The sequence below is a fragment of the Chromobacterium sp. genome, from assembly GCF_041912965.1.
Lineage (GTDB): Bacteria > Pseudomonadota > Gammaproteobacteria > Burkholderiales > Chromobacteriaceae > Chromobacterium > Chromobacterium aquaticum.
This window is the reverse complement of the sequence record NZ_JAYSGF010000013.1, coordinates 59,320-80,653: the sequence shown is the minus strand read 5'-3', so window position 1 is coordinate 80,653 and position 21,334 is coordinate 59,320. Positions and strand designations below refer to the sequence as shown.

18 protein-coding genes are annotated in these 21,334 nt (G+C 64.9%); 11 read left to right on the top strand and 7 right to left on the bottom strand.

The window, feature by feature from the left end; all coding sequences use genetic code 11:
* The first annotated feature begins 27 nt into the window (after positions 1-27).
* Positions 28-1,245, top strand: coding sequence for an MFS transporter (locus ACE3QM_RS09410; protein ID WP_053074305.1), 1,218 nt, complete (start codon positions 28-30; stop codon positions 1,243-1,245).
* 27 nt (positions 1,246-1,272) lie between these two features.
* On the opposite strand, the gene ACE3QM_RS09405 is transcribed toward ACE3QM_RS09410, so the two are convergent.
* A complete protein-coding gene (locus ACE3QM_RS09405; protein ID WP_231464111.1) occupies positions 1,273-1,698 on the bottom strand; it encodes a BLUF domain-containing protein in 426 nt (141 codons plus the stop codon).
* A gap of 241 nt (positions 1,699-1,939) precedes the next feature.
* The gene (folE, locus tag ACE3QM_RS09400; protein ID WP_048409138.1) at positions 1,940-2,635 is read right to left on the bottom strand and encodes a GTP cyclohydrolase I; all 696 of its coding nucleotides are present in this window, start codon (positions 2,633-2,635) and stop codon (positions 1,940-1,942) included.
* A 489-nt stretch (positions 2,636-3,124) separates the two neighbouring features.
* Between folE and ACE3QM_RS09395 the strand changes: the two genes are divergently transcribed.
* The 4 genes from ACE3QM_RS09395 to ACE3QM_RS09380 all read left to right on the top strand — a co-directional run bounded on the left by ACE3QM_RS09395 (position 3,125) and on the right by ACE3QM_RS09380 (position 10,143).
* On the top strand, positions 3,125-5,038 hold the full coding sequence (locus ACE3QM_RS09395; RefSeq protein ID WP_374421517.1) for a thiamine pyrophosphate-binding protein: 1,914 nt from the start codon (positions 3,125-3,127) through the stop codon (positions 5,036-5,038).
* 31 nt (positions 5,039-5,069) lie between these two features.
* The gene (locus ACE3QM_RS09390) at positions 5,070-6,665 is read left to right on the top strand and encodes a flavin monoamine oxidase family protein (protein ID WP_374421516.1); all 1,596 of its coding nucleotides are present in this window, start codon (positions 5,070-5,072) and stop codon (positions 6,663-6,665) included.
* 268 nt (positions 6,666-6,933) lie between these two features.
* Entirely contained in the window at positions 6,934-8,571 is a 1,638-nt protein-coding gene (locus ACE3QM_RS09385; protein ID WP_374421514.1) for an ABC-F family ATP-binding cassette domain-containing protein, read from the top strand.
* 498 nt (positions 8,572-9,069) lie between these two features.
* Positions 9,070-10,143, top strand: coding sequence for a 2OG-Fe(II) oxygenase (locus ACE3QM_RS09380; RefSeq protein WP_231460677.1), 1,074 nt, complete (start codon positions 9,070-9,072; stop codon positions 10,141-10,143).
* A gap of 21 nt (positions 10,144-10,164) precedes the next feature.
* Here the strand turns inward: ACE3QM_RS09380 and ACE3QM_RS09375 are convergent, their stop codons facing one another.
* A complete protein-coding gene (locus ACE3QM_RS09375) occupies positions 10,165-10,767 on the bottom strand; it encodes a TetR/AcrR family transcriptional regulator (protein ID WP_374421513.1) in 603 nt (200 codons plus the stop codon).
* A gap of 112 nt (positions 10,768-10,879) precedes the next feature.
* Here ACE3QM_RS09375 and ACE3QM_RS09370 point away from each other — a divergent pair, with 112 nt between their 5' ends.
* The 4 genes from ACE3QM_RS09370 to ACE3QM_RS09355 all read left to right on the top strand — a co-directional run bounded on the left by ACE3QM_RS09370 (position 10,880) and on the right by ACE3QM_RS09355 (position 14,556).
* Positions 10,880-11,935 (top strand): sugar phosphate isomerase/epimerase family protein, encoded by a 1,056-nt coding sequence (locus tag ACE3QM_RS09370; protein WP_374421512.1) that lies wholly within the window; start codon positions 10,880-10,882, stop codon positions 11,933-11,935.
* A gap of 31 nt (positions 11,936-11,966) precedes the next feature.
* Positions 11,967-12,845: an alpha/beta hydrolase gene (locus ACE3QM_RS09365; RefSeq protein WP_374421511.1), complete on the top strand. Its 879-nt coding sequence runs from the start codon at positions 11,967-11,969 to the stop codon at positions 12,843-12,845.
* Between the two features lie 7 nt (positions 12,846-12,852).
* Positions 12,853-13,797: an alpha/beta hydrolase gene (locus tag ACE3QM_RS09360; RefSeq protein WP_374421510.1), complete on the top strand. Its 945-nt coding sequence runs from the start codon at positions 12,853-12,855 to the stop codon at positions 13,795-13,797.
* 123 nt (positions 13,798-13,920) lie between these two features.
* The gene (locus tag ACE3QM_RS09355; protein WP_374421509.1) at positions 13,921-14,556 is read left to right on the top strand and encodes a LysE family translocator; all 636 of its coding nucleotides are present in this window, start codon (positions 13,921-13,923) and stop codon (positions 14,554-14,556) included.
* 164 nt (positions 14,557-14,720) lie between these two features.
* Here ACE3QM_RS09355 and ACE3QM_RS09350 read toward each other — a convergent pair whose 3' ends face one another.
* Genes ACE3QM_RS09350 through ACE3QM_RS09340 form a run of 3 tightly spaced genes read right to left on the bottom strand, consistent with a single transcriptional unit; the run spans position 14,721 to position 16,420 of the window.
* The gene (locus ACE3QM_RS09350) at positions 14,721-15,032 is read right to left on the bottom strand and encodes a hypothetical protein (protein ID WP_374421508.1); all 312 of its coding nucleotides are present in this window, start codon (positions 15,030-15,032) and stop codon (positions 14,721-14,723) included.
* Positions 15,033-15,042: 10 nt separating this feature from the next.
* Positions 15,043-15,648, bottom strand: a complete 606-nt coding sequence (locus ACE3QM_RS09345; RefSeq protein WP_374421507.1) for a hypothetical protein — start codon at positions 15,646-15,648, stop codon at positions 15,043-15,045.
* 43 nt (positions 15,649-15,691) lie between these two features.
* Positions 15,692-16,420, bottom strand: coding sequence for a hypothetical protein (locus tag ACE3QM_RS09340; RefSeq protein ID WP_374421506.1), 729 nt, complete (start codon positions 16,418-16,420; stop codon positions 15,692-15,694).
* A gap of 207 nt (positions 16,421-16,627) precedes the next feature.
* On the opposite strand from ACE3QM_RS09340, the gene ACE3QM_RS09335 reads away from it, so the two are divergent.
* Positions 16,628-17,149: a hypothetical protein gene (locus ACE3QM_RS09335; protein ID WP_374421505.1), complete on the top strand. Its 522-nt coding sequence runs from the start codon at positions 16,628-16,630 to the stop codon at positions 17,147-17,149.
* A gap of 72 nt (positions 17,150-17,221) precedes the next feature.
* Here the strand turns inward: ACE3QM_RS09335 and ACE3QM_RS09330 are convergent, their stop codons facing one another.
* Positions 17,222-17,638, bottom strand: coding sequence for a hypothetical protein (locus ACE3QM_RS09330; protein ID WP_231465288.1), 417 nt, complete (start codon positions 17,636-17,638; stop codon positions 17,222-17,224).
* Positions 17,639-18,004: 366 nt separating this feature from the next.
* On the opposite strand from ACE3QM_RS09330, the gene ACE3QM_RS09325 reads away from it, so the two are divergent.
* Positions 18,005-21,313 (top strand): alkaline phosphatase family protein, encoded by a 3,309-nt coding sequence (locus ACE3QM_RS09325; RefSeq protein ID WP_374421504.1) that lies wholly within the window; start codon positions 18,005-18,007, stop codon positions 21,311-21,313.
* The last annotated feature ends 21 nt before the right edge of the window (positions 21,314-21,334 follow it).

Genomic DNA, 21,334 nt, shown 5'->3' with positions numbered 1-21,334 from the left:
ATTAATCCGAAATAAAGACAGGCAAGCATGAACTCGCATCCGGTCCGGCGCAGTGTGCTGTATATCACCGCGCATTACATCATGACCTATCTGGGCTACTACGGCCTGGTCTCCACCCTGGTGGTCACGCTCAGCAAGGCCGCGTTCAGCGCCGAGCAGATCGCCATGCTCGTCATCCTGTTCACCTTGACGACCAAGGCGGCGAAGATACCGCTGGCGCCGTGGCTGGACCGGATGGCGGCGACGAGCTCGGTGCTGATAGGCTGTGTGATGGCTGCGGCCGGCTTTGTCCTGTTGTGCGCCGCCAAGGACTTTTATCTGACCGCCTGTGCGCTGACCCTGTCCGGCACCGGCATCTCCATCAACGCGCTGGCGAGCAAGCAACTGGCCGCGGCGACCAGCGACATGATGGAGAACCGCGCCAAGCTGTTTTCCATCACCTATATCGGCATCAATATCGCGGCGGCGGCGGCGGCGCCGCTGGCCCTGTACCTGGTGGCCAAGGGGCAGTACCAGCTGGTGTTGATCGGCATCGCGGTGTCCTATTGCATCGCCGGCATCGTGACCTTCCTCAATTTCAAGCAGCTGGGCATGAAACATCCCGGCGGCGGCGCGCCGTCCTTTCTCGCTTACTGGAAGCTGCTCTATCTGCCCGGCATCGCGCCCTTCTTGCTGATCAACTTCTTTTGCTGGCTGCTGTACGGCCAGCTCTTCAATGTGCTGGCGCTCTATGTCTCGGAAACGCTGGCGTTGCCCGGCAAGCTGGGCTGGCTGTATTCATTGAACGCGCTCTTGGTGATCGGGCTGCAACTGCTGGTCACCCATTACGCCCACCGCTGGAGCGGCGGCAAGCCGCTGGGCATCGTCCACTCCTCTTACGCCACGTTCGCGCTGGCTTTCATCATGCCCTTCATTCTGCCGGGCTATATCGGCGCGCTGGCCTTCGTGTTGCTGTTCACCTTCGCCGAGATGATGTTCGCGCCCAGTATGGATGTGCTGCTGCTGTCCCTGATCGGCAAGGAAAGCCGCGCGGTCGGCTACAGCGTGCTGTCCATCAGCACCGCGCTGGGGGAATCGATGGGCGGAGGCATGGGGGTCGCGATCTACCGCTGGATGGCCAATCACGGCCACGCCAGCCAGTTCTGGCTGGTCCTCGCCGGCCTGTCGCTGCTGTGCATCGCCATTGCCTACGTGCTGCAGACCTCGAGCGCGGGCCTGCGCGCGCAGGCGGCGGGCGCGGCCTAGCGACGCGCAGCAGAGCGTAACCGCTGCTCAGTGACGGATCTGGGTGCTGCCGGCCTCCGCCAGCGCCTCCAGCAATAGCGCGGTGCTGGCGCCGGGCTGCTCGAACGGATCCAGCCGCGGCTGGGCCGAGTAGCGCAGCAGCAAGGAGGTGTTGAGCTTGTCCATCATCACCTCGGCCATGCTCCAGTTGGCGAAGCGGCGCTGGCTGATTTCCTGGTAGTCCAGCAGCGTCAGAGCGTGGTGGCGCGGATCGTGCGCCAGTTTCTGGTACAGCAGATTGACCTCGGCGCGGCCGCCCTCCAGCGACTGCACGAACACGTCCTTGCTGTAGCACAGCACCCCGGTGATGCCCTGGGCCGGATTGTATTTGCGCGCGGCGATCATGATGTCGTCCACCAGATCGCTGTCTATGGATTTGTGCGCGCGGCTGCAGTAGGTCAGACGTACCAGCATGATTCTCCCCTTAAGAATCGGTTCACGATCCGTCGCGCTGGCTGAAACGTGGCTTGGAGGGCACGGCGTGCGGAATGCTCATGCCTCGAACCGGCATTCCATTTCTTCAGCGGTGTTGGCCTGGTTTCGCGCCAGCGCAAGCGACGGTGAGCGCATCCTTGGATGCAAAGAGGCCGCGCCAGACCGGCGCGGCCTCGTTTCATCTTAGTTGTTGTGCGCCGTCTTGCCGGCGACGAGGGCCTTATTTATGCATCAAGGACAGGAATTCGCGGCGCAGATTGGCGTCGCTGAGGAAGGAGCCGCGCATCACGCTATTGGTCATCTTGCTATTGCTGTCCTTCACCCCGCGCCAGTGCATGCAGAAGTGGTCCGCTTCCATCACGATGGCCAGGCCGTCCGGCTGCAGCTTCTTCATCAGCAGGTTGGCGATCTGCGACACCGCCTCCTCCTGGATTTGCGGCCGGGTCATCACCCAGTCGATCAGCCGCGCGTACTTGGACAGGCCGATCAGATTGGAATGCTCATTGGGCATCACCCCCACCCAGACGCGGCCGATGATGGGGCACAGATGGTGGGAGCAGGCGCTGCGCACGGTGATGGGGCCGACGATCATCAGCTCGTTCAACTGCTCCACATTGGGAAACTCGGTGCTGGCCGGCATCTGCACATAACGGCCGCGGAACACTTCCTTGATGAACATCTTGGCCACCCGCTTGGCGGTGTCCTGGGTGTTGTGGTCGTGCTCGGTGTCGATGACCAGGCTTTCCAACACGGCTTTCAGCTTGTCCTGCACTTCCGCCTGAAGCAGATCCAGCTCGCCGTCCTCGATATGGGCGGCGATATTGTCGTTGGCGTGGAAACGGGCGCCGGCTTGCTGCAGACGGCTGCGGATGCGCTGCGAGACCGGCAGATGGTCAACGGTATTGGTCTTGTTCATTGTGTTGTCAGTTTCGGAGGCTTAGTTATCATTTTGGCGCCGCCAAGGGCCGGCGGCTCTATCCTTTGATGTGTGGCGCGGGCGGCGAGGCCGCCGTTCAGCGGACGGCGGAGTGGCGCCTGGCCGATGCGACAGGAACGCTCCATGTTAGCACAAGCGCCGGAGCGCATCCGCCGCCGTGACTCCTAGTAGAAACCCTTACCTGTTCAGGGCTTGACGCGGAAAGTCCTTAATTTGGCAGGCATGCAAAGTCAATGTCGGCGGCTGGCCATAGCGGATCTTGCTGTCCTTTGGGATGGGGGTGGGCATGGCGCGGCGACGCTTTGCTGCGCCGGCGCGGGCCTTGCCGCGCAGGGAACGGCGGCGAAGGCCGCCGTTCCAGGCTAGCGCATTGGTGTTTTCGACACAGAAATTATCCGGATTGAATTTCCTCCCGCCTGGATTACCACTCACATAAGACCGGCAACTTATGGAGAGGGGCGGGACGGTATGAATAGTCAACAGCGCAACGGCCGGCAACGCTGGGCCCGGGACTATGTGTTCGACGCATTGAGCCAGTTGGGCATCCACCGCATTTTCGGTGTGCCGGGCACCAATGAAATACCCATCATCGATGGCACCTCCTACCCGGAAAATCAGGTGGAGTACATCGAGTGCCTGCACGAGAACATCGCCATGGGCGCGGCGATGGGGTCGGCGCGGATGACCGGCAAGCCCGGCGTGGTGGTGGTGCATGTCACTCCGGGCATCGCCCACGGCATCGGCAACCTGTTCAACGCCTGGCGTTCGCAGGCGCCGCTGGTGATTCTGTGCTGTCAGCAGCAGAACGAGCTGGTCACCCAGGAGCCGCTGCTGGCCTCCAATCTGGTGGACCTGGCGCGGCAATACACCAAGTGGGCGCATGAGGTGCGCACCGAGCAAGAGCTGCCGATGGTGCTGCAGCGCGCCTTCAAGGAGGCGATGGCGCCGCCCAACGGGCCGGTGTTCGTCGCCATTCCCTGGGAGTTCACCATGCGTCGCATCGGCGACGCCGACCGCCTGCCGGGCATTACCCGCATCTCCCCGCATTTCCTCGCCGACGCCGCCGCCATCCGCCAGGCGGCCGTCATGCTGCGCGAGGCGGCCAACCCGCTGATCGTGGTGGGCGACGCCGCCGGCTACGCCGAAGCCTGGCCGGAATTGCAGGCGCTGGCGGAGTTGATCGGCGCGCCGGTGTCGCTGCAAACCTTCAGCAGCCTGGCCAACTTTCCCAACGGCGATTACCACTGGCAGGGCGAGCTGCCCGGCGGGCAGAAAGACTTGCAGAAGGTTTTCGCCGGCCATGACGTCGCCTTCTTGTGCGGCTTCAGCAATCAGGCCCAGGTCACGGTGTTCAAGTACAGCGACGGCCCGCTGATCCCGCCCTCGGTGCGTCAGGTTTACCTGAGCAACAATAGCTGGGACATCGGCAAGAACTACTACGGCGAGTGCGCGCTGTTCGGCGACATCAAGGCCACTTTGCCGCTGCTGAACCGGGAGATCGGCGAGCAGCCGTCGGCGGCCGCGCGGCAACGCAATGAGCTGTTGCGGCAAAAGGCCGAAGCGCGGCGCTCGCAATGGGATGCCTATCTGCGCGAGGCGATGCGGCAGCCGGAAATCTGGGGGGTGGTGATCGCCGACGCGCTGCGCCTGGAAATCAGCGAACGCCGGCTGGAAAAGCAATTCGTCTACGTGCATGAGGCGGTGTCGGACCCGGCGCCGTTCCAGTATCTGCTGCCGTTCACCGAAGAGGCCGCCGCGCCGATCAGTTACTACTGCGTTGGCGGCGGCTCCTTGGGCTGGTCCATGCCCGCCACCCTGGGCATCAAGCTGGAAGAACAAGGCTGCCAAGGCATAGACACCCGCTTCGTGGTGGCGGCCACCGGCGACGGCTCCTCGCTGTTCTACCCGCAAACCTGGTGGACCGCGCAGCACCGTCAGCTGGGCGTGCTCTACATCATCACCAACAATCACGAATACCACACCCTGCAAATGGGGCTGCAGCAAGTGGAGGCAATGTACGGCGACGCGCCCGGCTACGGCTGGCAGGCGCGCACCCAGGACCCGGAATACCTGCGCATCCATCGGCCCAAACCGGACTTCGTCGCCCTGGCCAAGGCCTTTGGCGGCATGGAGGGCGAAGTGGTGGCGCATCCGGAGGAGGTGCGCGCCGCGGTGCGGCGTGGGCTGGACCACGCGCTGGCCGGCCGCGCCTATGTGCTGGATATGCAGACCGTGGGCCTGGACCAGCCGCCGCCCACGCCGCAGCAGGCCAACGCCCGCTATCGCAACCAGCCGCGGCTGGACTGCTTCCACGTTCCGGATGGGGATGCCCAGCGCAACACGGACAACGGCCAGCCGGCCAATGTGCCGGTGATTTTCTGATCCCGGCTTCACTCAGCGAGGACGAGCAAACATGGCTAGCGAAAACATCGACATCGCCATTGTCGGCGGCGGCGTGTCCGGCGTGTACAGCGCCTGGCGGCTGCAGCAGCATTATCCCCAGAGCAAGATCGCGGTGTTCGAGGCCAGCGATCACATCGGCGGCCGCCTGCTGTCGGTGCGACCGCCGGACATCCCGGACATGGTGGCGGAACTGGGCGGCATGCGCATCCTGCCGACAGTACAGCCGCTGATTTACGACCTGATCCAGGAGTTGAACGCGCTGTTGCCGGAGCCGGAGCAGATCGAACTCTACTGCTTCCCGGTGGACGAGTTGCAAAACATCGCCTATCTGCGCGGGGTTTACCTGCGCTTGAAGGACTTCACCACCGAACCGGACAAAGTGCCGTACCGGCTCAACTTCCTGGACCGGGGCCAAACCGGCGGCGCCGTCATCATCGACGCCATCGAGCAAATCGTGCCCGGCATCACCAATAAATCGCTGACCGAGGAAGAGCGCCGGCTGATGGCGCAGAGCGCCAGCTTCGGCGGCGTGCCGCTGTACCAGCAGGGTTTCTGGAACGTGTTGTTCCGCGTGATCACCGGCGAAGCCTATCAATACGCCGAAGACACCGGCGGTTACGACACCACGCTGTGCAACTGGAACGCCGCCGACGCCATCCCCTGGTTTCTGTCGGATTTCGGCGTATCGGCCCAATACAAGGGGTTTTGCAACGGCTTTCAGCAAGTGCCGCTGGTGTTGGCCCAGCTGTTTGAACAAGCCGGCGGCGAGGTGCGCCTGGAAGCGCCGGTCAGCGGCGTGACGCGCAGCGAGTTGGGCTTCCAGTTCCAGGCGCAGGGCCGGACCGTGTCTGCCAAAACCCTGATCCTGGCGATGCCGCGCCGCGCGCTGGAGCTCTTGTCCGCCACCAGCCCCTGGCTGCAGGAGTCGGCGCGCTTCAAGGAATTGATCGCCAGCGTCACCCCGCGGCCGCTGTTCAAGCTGTTCACCACCTACAACAGCCCCTGGTGGCTCAATACCGGCTATAACACGGCCGACGGCGACTACGTGCCGGTCAAGTCCGGCCGTTCCGTCACCGATTTGCCGATACGTCAGACCTATTACTGGCCACGCAGCAACGGCCAGCCCGCCTTGCACGGCCACGCCATGTTGCTGGCCAGCTACGACGACGGCGACAACACCGGCTTTTGGGACGGCTTGCGCGGCCGTCGTCACAGCGCCTGGAAGGAGGGGAAGGAGGTGGCCGAGCTGGCCGATCCCTTCATCGGCGCGGACGACCATGTGCGCGTTAATGAACTGAGCTGGCACCGCTACAAGGCTCCGCGCATGATGACCGAGGAAGTTTCCCGCCAGCTGACGGTGATGCACAGCCTGTCCTACACGCCCAAAGTGCGCAACGCCGCCTTCCGCGACTGGGGCGACGATCCGTTCGGCGGCGGCTGGAACAGCTGGAACATCGGGGTGAAAAGCTGGGAAGTGAAACGGCAGATCATCCAGCCGCTGGACGGCCAGCCGCTGTATGTGTGCGGCGAAGCCTATTCCGACGCCCAGGGCTGGGTGGAGGGCGCTTTGCAGACCGCGGACATGATGTTGGCCAAGCTGGTGTGAGCGCCTGTTCAAAGCCCGCCGCGCGTTGGCGAGCGATGAGACAGGAGGATTGAAGCGCTTCCGGAAGCGGGACAGGGCCTGCCTGTCCCGCTTGGCGCGCGGCCCGGCGCGCGCTACCATACTGGTTTCGCGCGCGACCGCCCCGTTGCGCGACCCAATCTTGCCCCGAGGTTTTCGTCCGATGCGCCATTGATGCCGCCGTCCTCCTGGACGGCCACGTTCTCCGCCCCCTGCGCGCAGGGGAATGTTCGGCATCCCTGGAAGCTTCATGACGCACACCCATCTCACTTTGGACGACGTGTCCTATCTGCTGCCCGACGGCAGGATTCTGTTCAGCCATCTCAATATGGTGTTCCAGCCCCAGCGCACCGGCCTGGTGGGCCGCAACGGCGTGGGCAAGACCGTGCTGGCGCGCCTGCTGGTCGGCCAGCTGCAAGCCAGCGCCGGCCGCTGCCTGCGCAGCGGGCCGGTGCATTATCTGGCGCAGCAAGTGGCCGCGTCGCCGCAGACCACCGCCGCCGGCCTGGCCGGCTTGCAAGCGCCGCTGGACGCGCTGGCGCGCATCGAGGCCGGCAGCGTGGAGGCGCGGGATTTCGAACTGCTGGCCGAGCGCTGGGACCTCCGGCAGCGGCTGGAAAGCGAATGGCGGCGCAGCGGCCTGGAGCATGTGCGCGTGGATACACCGGCCCAGACGCTCAGCGGCGGCGAGGCCAGCCGGGTGGCGCTGTGCGGCGCCATGCTCTCCGGCGCCGATTTCCTGATCCTGGATGAACCCAGCAACCACCTGGACCGGCCCCAGCGCCTGGCGCTGATCGAGCAGCTGCGGCGCTGGCCGCGCGGCCTGCTGCTGATCAGCCACGACCGCCAATTGCTGGCAGAGATGGACAACATCGTGGAACTGTCGCCGCAAGGCCTGGCCAGCTACGGCGGCGCTTATGCCTTTTACGCCGCGCAGAAGGCGCAGCAGCAGGCCCGAGCGCAGTCGCTGCTGGAACAGCGCAAGCATGAACGCCAGCGCGAAGAACGGGCATTGCACGAACAGCGCGAGCGGCTGGAGCGCAGACAGGCGAGCGGCGAGCGGGGCCGGCGCGAGGCCAACCAGGCCAAGATCCTGCTGGGCCGCCAGCAGGAGCGCAGCGAAGGCAGCGCCGGCAAGCTGCGTCAGCAGCAGGACGCCGCGCGCGAACGCCTGGCGCAGGCGGTGCGCGACGCCGCCGGCCAAGTGGAGCGCGCCGCCGAGATCACCGTGCACGCCGTGCCACAGCCGCGCGCCGCGCCGCGCGCGCTGTTCACGCTGGACGCGGTGGAATTGCCGTTCGCGCCGCAGGCCACGCGCCGCATCAGCCTCAGTCTGGGCGCCGGCCGGCGCATCGGCGTCATCGGCGCCAACGGCTGCGGCAAATCCACCTTGCTCAAGGTGCTGGCCGGGCAATTGCCGCCGCGCGCCGGCCAGGTCCGCGTCCAGGCGGTCTGCGCCTATCTGGATCAGAACCTGGCCGGGCTGGACCCGGCGCGCGGCGCGGCGGAACAGCTGCTGGCGGTCAATCCCGCCGCCGGGGAAGGCCGGCTGCGCATGTTGCTGGCCCAGCTGGGCTTGGACGCTGAACAGGCCTCGCGGCCCAGCGGTCAGCTCAGCGGCGGCGAGCGGCTGAAGGCCGCGCTCGCCTGCGCGCTCTATGCCGACCCGCCACCGCAGCTCTTGCTGCTGGACGAACCCAGCAATCATCTGGATCTGCCATCCCTGCAAGCATTGGAAGCGATGCTGCGCGGCTATCGCGGCGGGCTGTTGGTGGTGTCGCACGACGATGCCTTCCTGGATGCGCTGGAACTGGACGGCTGGCTGGAAGCGGGCCCCGAAGGCTGGCGGCTGCGGGATGGCGCGGGGCCGCAAGGCGGGAAAGACTGATGTTCGGGGTAGGTAATTTAACGTACAGAACTATGGCGGACGCATGAATATAGTTAAAGCGTTGGTGTAAATCGGCGCTGCTTTTTGATGCGGGAGATTTAGAGCGGCCAACAAAACCCCTGTAAAGCGACCACGGCCAAGAGGCTTAGAACCTGTTTACGATCTCGCGAGCTAAGGCGAGACAAGGCGAAAACGAGCGAGAAAGCGGAATGTACAGATGGTACATGAGCACTGAGCTCGGTTTCAACGCCCATTTCTATCCATCCCGCCGACGCGCAGCAGATCGTAAACAGGCTCTAAGAGCCGCTAACAAAACCGCGCAGCGCACCTGAGCCAAGGCGCGCCGACGCAGGCAGTACAAGTAGTACGACAAGGAGGCGCAACGCAGGATCAGGGGTTTTGTTAGCGGGTCTTAACGCATTCAGGGGTCTTGCCGGTGGCGCTCGCAGCATTGGCCTGTGCCCGCAAGGCGCACTCTACTGGGCACGGAGGCCCGCCATGCTGGACAACATCCTGTTCTTCGAACGACCGTACCGCCATTTCCTCTGTGTGGACAGCCTGGACCAGGCCGTGGCGGCGCAAGCCGCCGCCGTGCTCGGCGGTCCCTTGCCGTGGGAGCAGAGCGCAGTCAGCGTCGCCAGCCGGCTGGATCTGCGCCGGCACTATGCGCAGCGGGCGGAGGCGCCGGCTTTTTTGCACAGCGGTTTTCTGAACGAAATGCGCGGCCGTGTCCAGACGCTGTTCCAGGCGCCGCTGTCGGCGGACGACATCCAGGTGCAAGGCCGCCGCCAATTGCCCGGCCAGCGCATCGGCGTGCACAACGACAGCCCCGGCCTTGGCGATGAAGGCTATCGCGTGGTGCTGCAATTCACCCATGATCTGAGTCCCGAAGACGGCGGCCTGTTCAATATCCATGCCGGCGACGATCCGGAGGCCATCTGTCAGAGCATACGCCCGTATCCCAATCTGGCCGTCGGCTTCGAAATGGGCGCTCAGTCCTATCATTCGGTCACGCCGCCGACGCGCCAGCCGCGCGCCGCGCTGATCTTCAACTTCTGGCATCAGGGCAACAGCCCGGTGGTGGCGCGCCGGGTGCGGCAGGCGCTGGCGACGCTGCTGCCGGATGTCGCCCGTCTGGAAGAGGAGGGCCCTGCAAACTGGCCGGCGCCGCGCGCGGCGCAAGCGTTGCTGGCGGAATGGTGCATGGGCAATGCGGCGCAGGCGGCCGGCCTGCTGCTGGCCGCCGCCGCCGCGTCGGAAACCGTGCGCAGCCCGGGCATAGATAAAGCGCTGGCGCGGCTGGGGTTTCCCGCCGGCGCGCCGCTGCCGTCAGGCGAAGCCATCCTCGCCGCGGCCCAGGCTCATGCCGGCCTGAACTCGGACCCGGACACGCTGCGCGCCGCGTTGGCGCTGGCGGTATGGGTGGCCGGCGCGCCCAGCCGGATCTTCAGCCACGAGCACTGGAGCCGCTGCGCCGCCCAGGTGCGCCCCTGGGCGCACCGCTTGCCGATACGCGCGATGCATTTGGCCGAGGCCTTGTTTCCGGAGTGGCCGCGGGCCGGTAAGGTTTGAACCGGCGCAGGCGGCCGGGCTTCAACGCTTGATGGCCGCCTGCAGCAGCGGCGTCATCGCGACGCGCACCGCCGCCAAGAGCCGCTCGCGCGGCACGCCGTCGCGCGCCTGTACCGAGATGCCGTGCAATTGCGCGGCGTAGAAATCGCCCAGGGCATCCACATCGGTATCCGGCCCCAGCTGGCCGTCGGCGACGCCGCGCCGCAGCCGGTCCATCACCGATTGCGTGCGTTCATGGCGCTGCGCGCGCAGCCATTCCAGCACCCCGTCGTTCTGCTCCGAGCAATTGGTGGCCGCCGACACCACCATGCAGCCCTGCGGCGAATCCGGCTGGGTGTAGAGCATGACCGCGTCGCGCAGCATGCGCTCGATGGCGGCGGCCACATCCGCCTCCTGGCGCAGCGCCAGATCGGCGAAGCCGCCGTCCCCGGCGGTGTAGAGCGCCACCGCCTCGCGGAACAAGTCCTCCTTGCTGCCGAATGCCGCGTAGATCCGCGCCGAGGCGATGCCCAGCGCCGCGACCAGATCCGACATCGAGGTGCCCTCGTAGCCGCGCCGCCAAAAGGCCAGCATCGCCTGTTTCAACGCCTGGTCCCGGTCAAACTCCCTAGGCCTGCCTGCCATCTTTTCCTCTCGCTTTCATCTTGCCGGGCAGAATTTTATCGCGGCCGGCTGTTGACGTGTAGTCCTGGCCTTGTCTATTATTTGTCGATTGACAAACAATTAAGGACGATACATGAAAACCCTCAAAGGACCCAGCCTGCATCTGGCGCAATTCGGCGCGGATCAAGCCCCGTTCAACACCCTGGACGGCATTGCCGGCTGGGCGGCGCGCACCGGTTTCAAGGCCTTGCAGATCCCGGCCTGGGACAGCCGCTTCATCGATGTGGAGCGGGCCGCCGCCAGCCAGGACTATTGCGATGAAATCACCGGCACGCTGGCCGCGCACGGCTTGCGGATCAGCGAGCTGACCACGCATATCTTCGGGCAATTGGTCGCCGTGCATCCGGCCTACGACGCGATGTGCGACAACTTCGCGCCGCCCAGCCTGCGCGGCAAGCCGGCGGAGCGCACCGCCTGGGCGCTGCAACGGCTGCGGCAGGCGGCCCAGGCCTCGCGGCGGCTGGGCCTGAGCGAGATGGGCACCTTTTCCGGCTCCTTTGTCTGGCCGTATCTGTTCCCGTTTCCGCAACGGCCGGAAGGGCTGATCGAAACCGCCTTCGAAGAACTGGCGCGGCGCTGGCGGCCGATTCTCGACGCTTGCGACGAACACGGCGTCAATCTGTGCTACGAAATCCACCCCAGCGAAGACCTGCATGACGGCACCAGCTTCGAACGCTTTTACGAGCAGGTGGACCAGCACGCGCGCTGCAAGATGCTGTTCGACCCCAGCCACCTGGTGCTGCAGCAACTGGATTATCTGGCCTACCTGGACATCTATCACGAGCACATCCGCATGTTCCATGTGAAGGACGCCGAGTTCCGACCCAATGGCCGGCAAGGCATCTACGGCGGTTACAGCGGCTGGACGGAGCGCGCCGGTCGTTTCCGTTCCCTCGGCGACGGCCAGGTGGACTTCAAGGCGATCTTCTCCAAGCTGGCGCAGTACGACTACGAGGGCTGGGCCACGCTGGAGTGGGAATGCTGCCTCAAGGACCAGGAGGACGGCGCGCGCGAGGGCGTGGACTTCATCAATCGCCACATCATCCATGTGACCGAACGCGTGTTCGACGACTTCGCCGGCGCCGCGGTCGATCAGTCTCAAATCCGCGCGATGCTGGGCATCGCCTGACTTTCCATCCACTTTCTCAGCGAGACTACAGATGTCGGCACTTCCTCTTATCGACACCGAATCCGATTTCATTCACGACTACGTGCGGCTGGACGGCCTGCGCGTCCATGTGGTCACCGCCGGCGTGGGCCGGCCGGTGCTGCTGATCCCCGGCTGGCCGCAAACCTGGTATGCCTGGCGCCATGTGATGCGCGCCTTGGCCGCGCATGGCTTCCTGGCCATCGCCGTGGACCCGCCGGGCACTGGATTTTCCAGCCGGCCGGACAGCGGCTACGACACCGGCGCCGCCGCCGCCACATTGCACCGGGTGATGAGCCGGCTGGGCCACGAGCGTTACCAAGTGGTGGGCCACGATGTGGGCATGTGGCTGGCTTACGCGCTGGCCAGCGATCACCCCGGCGTGGTCAGCCGGCTGGCGCTGACTGAGGCGGTGATCCCTGGCCTGGCGCCGGCGCCGTCGATTTTCGCGCCGCCGGAAGAAAACATCTTCCTGTGGCATTTCATGTTCAACCAGTTGGCCGATCTGCCGGAAACGCTGATCGCCGGGCGCGAGCGCGCCTACCTGGACTTCATGTTCCAGCGCTGGTCATGGCGGCGCGACCGGGTGGCGGCGGAGGTGTATATCGACGCCTACTCCTCGCCGGGCGGCCTGCGCGGCGGCTTCGCCTATTACCGGGCGATTCCCGAAACCATCCGTCAGAACCAGCTGCGCGCGCAAAGCAAGCTGGCCATGCCGGTGCTCGCCATCGGCGCCGAGCACGCCACCGGCAACGCGCCGCTGGACACGATGCGCGGCCGGGCCGACGACTTGCGCGGCGTGGTGATCCCGGATTGCGGCCATTTCATCATGGAGGAGGCGGCCGAGGCGTTCATCGCCGAACTGCTGCCCTTCCTCGAAAGCGAGGCCTGAGATGCCCTTGGATAGCAAGATTCAACACTGGCTGGAACAGGCGGCGGCGGGCGAGGCCGGCGCGCCGATGGACATGGCGCGGCTGCGCGCCGACACCGACGCCGGGCTGCGTCAACAGCATGGCCCGCTGGCGCGCGTCGCGCGGGTGGAGGTGTTCCAGCTGAGGGCGCGGGACGGCCACCCGCTGCGCGTGATCGGCTATTGGCCCGAGGCCTGCGCGGCGCGCGACGCGGCGCAGCCGGCGCTGGTGTTCGCCCATGGCGGCGGCTGGTGCCTGGGTTCGGCCGAGGTCTACGACAACCCCTGCCGCGCGCTGGCCCAGGCCACGGGCTGCGTGGTGTTGTCCGTCGATTACCGGCTGGCGCCCGAGCACCGCTATCCGGTGCCGCTGCACGATGTGTACGACGCGCTGTGCTGGGCCTTTGAAAACGCGCAAGCGCTAGGTCTGGACCCCAAGCGGCTGGGCGTGGCCGGGGACAGCGCCGGCGGCAACCTCGCCGCCGCGGCCTGCCTGCTGGCGCGCGATCTGGCGGGCCCGGCCATCGCCCATCAACTGCTGATCTACCCGGCCTTGAGCCACCAGATGGACAGCGCCTCCTATCAGGCTTACGGCGATGGCTATTACCTGACGCGGGAGCTGATGCGTTTCTGCTTCGATACCTATCTCTCCGAAGAGGCGGAGGGGGCGTTGCCCTATGTGTCGCCGCTGCTGGCGCCTAGCCTGGCCGGCCTGCCGAGCGCGACCATTCTGACCGCCGAGTTCGATCCCTTGCGCAGCGAGGCGGAGGACTACGCCGCGCGGCTGAACGCGGCCGGCGTCAAGGCGACGCTGCGGCAGCTGGACGGCATGGTCCATGGCTGCATCCACATGCTGGGACTGACGCCGGCCGCGGGCGCGTTGTTCGACATCGCCGGCGGCCAGCTGCGGAAAGCGCTGGGCCTGAGCGGCTGAGCAGCGGCGGGGGCGCGAGAAGTGAACACGGCCGGGGCTGGAGTCGTGTAGCATAAGCGCTCCCCGCCGCCGCAAGGGCGCGCGGGAACGGGGTGAAATGCAAACCTATCATTGGGAGCGACAATGCCGGAATACTCGAATCTGCTTGCTTTTGCGCTGGTCTCATTGGGCATGGTCATCACCCCCGGCCCCAATATGATGTATCTGATCTCGCGCTCCATCTGCCAGGGCAAGCGGGCCGGGCTGATTTCGCTGGCGGGCGTGGCCTTGGGCTTCGTGTTCTACATGCTGTGCGCGGCCTTGGGCATCACCACCCTGCTATTGGCGATCCCCTATGCCTACGACGCTCTGCGCATTGGCGGCGCGGCTTACCTGCTGTACCTGGCGTGGCAGGCCTTGAAACCCGGCGGCCGTTCGCCGTTCCAGCTGCGCGAGCTGGCGCCGGACAGCAGCCGCAAGCTGTTCATGATGGGCTTTCTGACCAATCTGCTGAATCCAAAGATCGCCGTGATGTATCTGGCGCTGCTGCCGCAATTCCTATCCCCGGCCGGCGGCAATGTCTTGTCCCAGTCGCTGCTGCTTGGCTTCACCCAAATCCTGATCAGCGTCAGCGTCAATGCCATCATCGCGCTGAGCGCTGGCTCCATGGCCGCGTTTCTCGTCAAGCGCCCGGCCTGGGGCGTGGCGCAACGCTGGATCATGGGTTCGGTGCTAGGTGGGCTGGCGCTGAAGATGCTATTCGAGAAACCGCGTTACTAGCCGAGCCTCGGCGCAGCGTTAGAACGTGTTTACGATCTCGCGAGCCAAGGCGAGGCCAGGCGGAAACGAGCGAAAAAGCGGAATGTACAGGTGGTACATGAGCATTTCGAAGACGTACTCACCGTGTGAGGTCTCACGACGCGCGGCGGATCGTAAACAGGTTCTTACAGCGCATGTCGTTCAATGATGGCGGCCAGCGCGTCGAATAGCTGCGGCAGATTCTGGGCCGTGCTTTCCTCCAGCGGCTGATCCCAGTTTTCATGCTGGATCACATAAATGCGGAAGCGGCCGCGCGGATTGAATTCCGGATACCAGCCGACATCGACCAGGGTGTCTAGCGACGGGCAACTGATCTGCAGCATGTCTTCTTTCAAGGAAAACAGGAACTCCTCATCGCCAAGGTCGAAGGTTTCAGCGACATCGCTGAGCGCGTCGTAGCTGATAATGGAGCGGGATAGCTGGAGCTTGTTTTTCATTGAGCCTGCTTTACTGAGTGTCTAGGTGGTGCTGGAGCCAGTGTTCCAGCTGGCTGTTGCCAAGAGAGCGGGCCACCGCGAGCAGCACCTGCTGTTCATCTGCGGTGATGGTGTTGCCGCTGTCGCGGATGACGCGCAGGCAATCCATGGCCGCATCCTCGCCGTGGATATTGATCACGGCCTGATACCACGGGCTGGATTTGAGCAGCGGGCTTGCTACCTCGGCGCCCTGGGCGATGAGGCGGCCGGTTCTATGAGCGTTGCCTAGTTTGGCGGCAATGGCTAGCGGGCTCAGTCCATTCCTGTCTTTTGCGTTCAAACGCCGAGCCTGAGCGAAAAAAGCCAGCACTTTCTCAAAACAGACATCGGAGCCGCCGGCGGTGGCCGTGTGCAATAAGCTGAACCCGTTCCGGTCCTCTTGCGCGAGCAGATGAGGGTGCTTGGCCATCAGGTAGTCCAGGGCGTGTTCCCCTCCCGCCACGATGAACAGCACCGGAGTGCCATCGATATCCTGTTTGGACTCCATGAGGGGGATGAGGTCTTTGATGGCGTGATCCCTGCCTTGGGCAAGTTCTTCTTCAGCTTCGAATAGCTTGATAAAGTCGCTGTCATCCATTGCGGTGTCATCTGTCGTGAGTTGCGGGCTTTGCCCGCCTGGCTCATAAGGCATGAATCATGGCCCGATATTCATCGCGGGCTCGCGGGTTGATGGCAAGGCCTTGTTCCCCCTCCCGGCTCAGGAATGCCATCAAGTAGCGGCGTTCGTCAGGATTCAACACCTGCTGCCAATGATGAATAAAGTCCAATGCCTGGCCATCCTCTAACAAATGCTTGAACGCGGAGCAGAGGCCGTCTGGCACTTCGGCGGTGATGCTTTTCAAATAGCCATCCCATTCGGAACGGGCGTTTTGCCACAGGACCTTGATGGCCGACCAGTCCAGCGAGTGGGCGGCGGGCGTCGTCAGGCCAACGGGCTCCACCTTGGCGGCGATGCCGAGCAGAATGTCGTCCAGGGCTTGCGTCAGACAGGCGGTGTTCAGCCAGTAAAGGTGCGCGCAAGTGCTGGCGAGGAAGTTTTCGGCAAGGGTTCGTTGCTCATCGACATTTTCCAGGATTCGTATCAGCCGCTTGGTTTTCTTGATGGCGTCGGTGTCGTCGATACTAGTTTCCAGCTGTGCCAGAAAGCGTTGCTGAACGCCAGCGATCCCTTCCGCGGAGAAGTCCGCCGTTTCGAAATAACAGACGCTATCGGCCATGATGGCCAGGCTCGTCTCCCTGGCGATACGCCGTATCTCTTCCATGGATGGCCTGTGCGGCTTCTCGAACAAATATGGGCTGAAGCAGTCGGAACTGAGCAGGAAAATGAGATCGTAGATGGAAAATATCATGAGGTTGCGGCGGCAATGAGAGCAGGCGGTTTGCGGGATTCTAACGTTTTGCCCCGGCAGCGCCCAGCCTGGGCTGATTTCATCCCGCGGCGGCTTGCTTGCGGATTGAAGATAGGCACAGAACTAGGGCACTATATTCCACCCCATGCTCCCGCCGCTGCGTGATGCCGGCCGGGCGTGAATATTCCGTAATGGCAATGTTGAGCAATGACCGATTTACATTCTTCCAGCCAAACCCTGCTGACCGGGTTTCGCATCGTATTCCATACCCAGCTCATGGTGCTGGCGGTATCCATCGCCATGAGCTGGGTCCTGTACCACGACCCGGATGGCGGCATGCATCAGGATTTGATCGGGAGCTGCGTGCTGCTGCTGGGCATCAATCTGATGGCCTTTGTTGCCGGTTGCGGCGTGTTTTTGCAGCGGGTGCGGCTGGACTGGCTGGGCCGCAAGATCGCTTATGTGAATGTGGAAACAGAATATCGCTGGCGCGAGGTCGATGTCGCCGCCATTGATGCCGTCCGTTTTCTGACGTACGGCCAGGGCAATAGAGGGGTGGTGGATCGCCTGTGGCTGAAAGCCGATACCCATCCGCGCGGGGGCTTGCGGCTGCTGGATTCTCGCGTCAGCCCGCTGTTCAAGCGGCGGCCCTCGCCCTTGTTCAGCCTGGTGGTGGAATTCGTCAGGGCGCAGAACCCCGAGGCCAGCCTGCCGCCAACTTTGGTGTAGCGCCACGGCGCTGCTGGCCGCCAAAAGAAGCACCCCGCGGGCGGGGTGTTTCTTTTTTAGGCGCTGCTTAAGTTATTTACTATTTCCCGGACGTTTGGCCATCATCTCGCGCAGCGCGTCCTCCTGAGTGTTGAGACGGTCGATGTAGTCGAAGATGTCGATCGGGAACAGCAGCACTTGCTCGATCAGCGCGAAGAAGCCGGCCCAATAACCCTTGCTCGCGCCCTGGACCTCGAAGTCGACGTCGCCGGCGATGCGCCCCAGCAGGATATTGCCCAGGTTGTTGGGATTGTCCTGCAGATACTGGATGTAGTGGCCGGCGAATTCGCGGCCGATGCGATAGGCCTTGTGATAGTCGTCGGCGGGCGGCACTTGCCAGCAGTGCACGCGCGGACGGTCCGGCACGAGGGCGGCGAAGGGTAGTTCCTGATGGGGTACGGGCTGGGTGCCGGGACGGTAGTGGCGGCGGCTTGGAAAGGTTTGGGACATGGTGCTTCTCCTGTCGTTTACAAGATCAAGACACCTGAACCCGTTAAGGGGCGCAGGATCGACGTCTAGCAATTCATCGCCATGGAGGATGCTGCTTGCCATGAAGATGCGAGCGGAAGCCAAGGCTTCGGCGCGGCCGAGGTAATACCAGACGCCAATCTGGATGCCGCGGTTGTGGCGGCATGGGGGGGATTGTGCCCAGCGGCAGCGGGGCGGTCAAGGCGGCGACTAGGTAGTTTGCCGGGCAGCGCTGTCGTTGGCTGGCAAATATAGTTAGAACCAGTCCAAAGTCCGCCGCGCGGAATGGCGCGGCGGGCGTCGCCATGGGCTAGAACGCGGACTTGCTGCAATGCCGGGAGACACGCAATGAACGATCCAATCCGCCACGTCGTGGTGCTGATGCTGGAAAACCGGTCCTTCGATCATCTGCTGGGCGATCTGGACCAAAAGCTGTTGGGGCTGGAAGGCGTGAAGAATGCCCAGGCCTATGTGGCCCGGCATCCCAGCCATATTCCCGACGATCCGGCGCCGCTGCCGTTCAGCGGCAATGCCAAGGCCAGCCTGGACGCCAAGTCGCTGGGGGAGGCGGCGGATTTTGATCCGAGCCATGAGTTTCTGGACGTGAAGGCGCAACTGGGCGGCGATCTGGCCGCGCCGGTGATGAACGGCTTCGCCGCCAATGCCTACGGGGTGTTCAAGACCAAGTTCAAGCCCGAAACGCTGCGCGACAGCATCAGCCAGGCGATGGCGTATTTCCCGCTGAATACCAGCGCCACGGGCGCGATTCCGGTGTTGCAGTCGCTGGCGCGGGAGTTTGTGGTGTGCGACCACTGGTTCGCGTCGATTCCCGGCCCCACCTGGCCCAACCGCTTTTTCGCGGTGGCTGGCACCACCAAGGGCAATCTGCGCATGCCGGAGGGGGTGGCGACAATCCCCACGCTGTTCCGCCACTACGACATGGACACCATTTTCAACCGGCTGCACGATGCCGGCAAACGCTCGCGCATTTATTACCACGATATCTCGCTGTCGCTGCTGCTGCGGCAGACCTGGGATATCCCGGACCTGCGCCAGCGCTTTTCCGGCTTCGCCGCGGATGTGGCGCAAGCGCAGCCGAATGATTTTCCCGAGTTCGTGTTCATCGAGCCGCGCTTCTTCCAACTGCCCTTTGCCGACAAGCCCAATGATCAACATCCGCCGCACGATATCGGCCTGGGCGATCAACTGATCGCGGATGTCTACGCCGCGCTCAGCGGCAACCAGGCCTTGTGGCGGGAGACCTTGCTGGTGGTGGTCTATGACGAGCACGGCGGCTTTTTCGATCATGTGGCGCCGCCGCCGGCGCTGCCGCCGGATGACTGGGTCGCGCCCAAGGGGCCGGACGGCGATCTGGGCTTCGGCTTCGATCGCCTAGGCGTGAGGGTGCCGGCGGTGCTGGCGTCGCCATGGCTGCAGCCGGGCATCGATCATGCGGTGTACGACCACAGCAGCTTGCTGGCCTATGTCTGCAATAAATGGCAGCTGCCGGCGCTGGGCGCGCGCTGCCAGGCGGAGATGCTCAAGCAGCCGTTCTCGGGCTTGTTCCAGGCCAGCCCGCGCGCCGCGTCGCCGGTGCTGACCGCGCGCGCGATGGGCGCGGAGCGGGCGCTGACGCAGGAAGCCGCCGCGCCGGCGCAGCCCAATGGCAATCAGTTGGCCCTGGCCTATATGGTGGATTTTTTGGCGGACTATCTGGGCGTCGGCGATACCGAGCCGGGCGCGCGCGCCTTGCTGTCGCCGCAGGCCGCCAGCGCGGACGGGCTGCTGCGCAAGGTGGACAAGATCGAGGCGCGGCTGAGCGATCAGGCCAGGGCCTCGGCCTTGCTGCAAGCGGCGCCGGCGCCGCGGGAGGCGGCCGGCCCGATCAAGGTGTGGATGGTGCATGGGGTCGGCCATCAGGACGCGGCGGAGCAGCAGGCGTGGAAGGAGCGCTGGGAAAAGGCGTTCAGCGCCAGCGCGCGCCAGGCGGGCTGTAGCCGGGCCTTCCAGTTCCAGTACGCGGATTACGACGCGATGTTCCAGCAGTATCCGCTGGACGCCTGGACCATCGCCCGCGGCTTGGCCGCGCTGGCGGCCGGAGCGTTGACGCCGCAGGACGACAAGGGCCTGCTGGATGGCCTGGACCAGATGGAGAGCGTGTTGCGCTGGACCGCGGGCATGACCTTGCAATGGGTGGAGAACGCGGACTTGCGGGCAGCGCTGGCGGCGACGCTGCGCCAGCAGTTCGATGCCTTCCAGCCGGACTTGGTCTGTGCCCACAGCCTGGGCAGCATGGCCTGTTACGAGTTGTTCCGGCGCATGGTGGCCGGCGGCGAGGCGGCGGCGTTGAATGGCCGCGGCTTGCTGACTTTCGGCTCGCAGCTGGCCAATCCGGCGGTGCGCCAGGCGCTGGGCGGCCGGCTGGAGCCCTTATACGACGCCGACGGCCAGGGCATCAGCCAATGGTTTCAGCTATACAACCCGCTGGATCGGGTGTTCACCTGGCCCTTGCCTTGGCAGGACGCCCGCAGTCATGTGCTGACTCAGTCCTTCTCCGACCCGCCGCTGAACCACGACGGCGCGGTCTACCTGGCGCAGTCGCGGCTGAGCGGCGAGGCGCTGCCGCAGTTGCTGCCGCTGGCGGCGCCGGCGCCGCGCTTGGTCCAGGCCTTGCTGCCGGCGGCGGCGCGCACCCGGCGCCGCGCGCTGCTGGTGGGCATCAACGCCTATCCCAAGCCGGAAATGCGGCTGAACGGCTGCGTCAACGATGTCTATCTGATGAGTTCGGTGCTGCAGGAATGCGGCTTCGCCGCCGACGATATCCGGGTGCTGAGCGATGAGCGCGCGACGCGCGACGCGCTGCTGGAGCGGCTGGACTGGCTGGCCGACGGCGTGGGGCCGGGCGATGAGCGGGTGTTTTTCTATTCCGGCCACGGCGCGGAGCTGCCGCACTACGGCGCCGACGGTCAGCCGGACCGCAGCGATGAAACCCTGGTGCCGGTGGATTTCGATTGGCAGCCGGAGCACGCCTTCACCGACAAGGAGTTTTACCGCTATTACAGCCAGTTGCCGTACGATGCCAATTTCGTCGCCATCTTCGATTGCTGTTATGCCGGGGGAATGGCGCGCGGCGGGCGGACGGTGCGCGGCATCGATCCGCCGGACGATGTGCGTCACCGCATGCTGCGCTGGGAGCCGCGGCATCAGATGTGGGTGCCCAGGGATTTCGCCGAGCAGGCGGCGCAGGCGGGCAGGGCCTTTCTGCCGGACCGGGTCGCGCCGGCGGACGCGATCCAGCTGCGCCGGCATGGCCTGGGCGAGGCCAAGGCCTTGTGGACGGATTCTGAGCCGGCGTTCAAGGCCGCCACCGCCGCTTACGGCCACGCCGGGCCGTATGTGCCCTTGCTGTTGTTCGCCGCCGGGCAGGCGGAGCTGGCGTCCGAGTACAACCACGGCGCGGCGGCTTACGGCGCGTTCACCTTCACCCTGGCCAAGCGGCTGCGGGCGGCGGCGCAGCCGCTCAGTTTTGCCGCGCTGATCGCCGAGGTGCGGCAGGAGCTGCAGGCCTTGGGCTATCAGCAGACGCCGACGCTGAGCGGCCATCCGGACAAGATGGCCGCCTTGGTGCCGGCGCAGCGTTGGAAACAGCCGGGTTGAGGCCGGGCTTGGAGGGGCCGC

Coding starts and splice junctions, on each gene's coding strand:
- ACE3QM_RS09390 (WP_374421516.1), top strand. CDS start 5,070: ATGGCTAGCGAAAACATCGACATCGCCATTGTCGGCGGCGGCGTGTCC.
- ACE3QM_RS09325 (WP_374421504.1), top strand. CDS start 18,005: ATGAACGATCCAATCCGCCACGTCGTGGTGCTGATGCTGGAAAACCGG.
- ACE3QM_RS09355 (WP_374421509.1), top strand. CDS start 13,921: ATGCCGGAATACTCGAATCTGCTTGCTTTTGCGCTGGTCTCATTGGGC.
- ACE3QM_RS09395 (WP_374421517.1), top strand. CDS start 3,125: ATGAATAGTCAACAGCGCAACGGCCGGCAACGCTGGGCCCGGGACTAT.
- ACE3QM_RS09410 (WP_053074305.1), top strand. CDS start 28: ATGAACTCGCATCCGGTCCGGCGCAGTGTGCTGTATATCACCGCGCAT.
- ACE3QM_RS09365 (WP_374421511.1), top strand. CDS start 11,967: ATGTCGGCACTTCCTCTTATCGACACCGAATCCGATTTCATTCACGAC.
- ACE3QM_RS09380 (WP_231460677.1), top strand. CDS start 9,070: ATGCTGGACAACATCCTGTTCTTCGAACGACCGTACCGCCATTTCCTC.
- ACE3QM_RS09405 (WP_231464111.1), bottom strand. CDS start 1,698: ATGCTGGTACGTCTGACCTACTGCAGCCGCGCGCACAAATCCATAGAC.
- ACE3QM_RS09370 (WP_374421512.1), top strand. CDS start 10,880: ATGAAAACCCTCAAAGGACCCAGCCTGCATCTGGCGCAATTCGGCGCG.
- folE (WP_048409138.1), bottom strand. CDS start 2,635: ATGAACAAGACCAATACCGTTGACCATCTGCCGGTCTCGCAGCGCATC.
- ACE3QM_RS09350 (WP_374421508.1), bottom strand. CDS start 15,032: ATGAAAAACAAGCTCCAGCTATCCCGCTCCATTATCAGCTACGACGCG.
- ACE3QM_RS09330 (WP_231465288.1), bottom strand. CDS start 17,638: ATGTCCCAAACCTTTCCAAGCCGCCGCCACTACCGTCCCGGCACCCAG.
- ACE3QM_RS09335 (WP_374421505.1), top strand. CDS start 16,628: ATGACCGATTTACATTCTTCCAGCCAAACCCTGCTGACCGGGTTTCGC.
- ACE3QM_RS09385 (WP_374421514.1), top strand. CDS start 6,934: ATGACGCACACCCATCTCACTTTGGACGACGTGTCCTATCTGCTGCCC.
- ACE3QM_RS09340 (WP_374421506.1), bottom strand. CDS start 16,420: ATGATATTTTCCATCTACGATCTCATTTTCCTGCTCAGTTCCGACTGC.
- ACE3QM_RS09345 (WP_374421507.1), bottom strand. CDS start 15,648: ATGGATGACAGCGACTTTATCAAGCTATTCGAAGCTGAAGAAGAACTT.
- ACE3QM_RS09375 (WP_374421513.1), bottom strand. CDS start 10,767: ATGGCAGGCAGGCCTAGGGAGTTTGACCGGGACCAGGCGTTGAAACAG.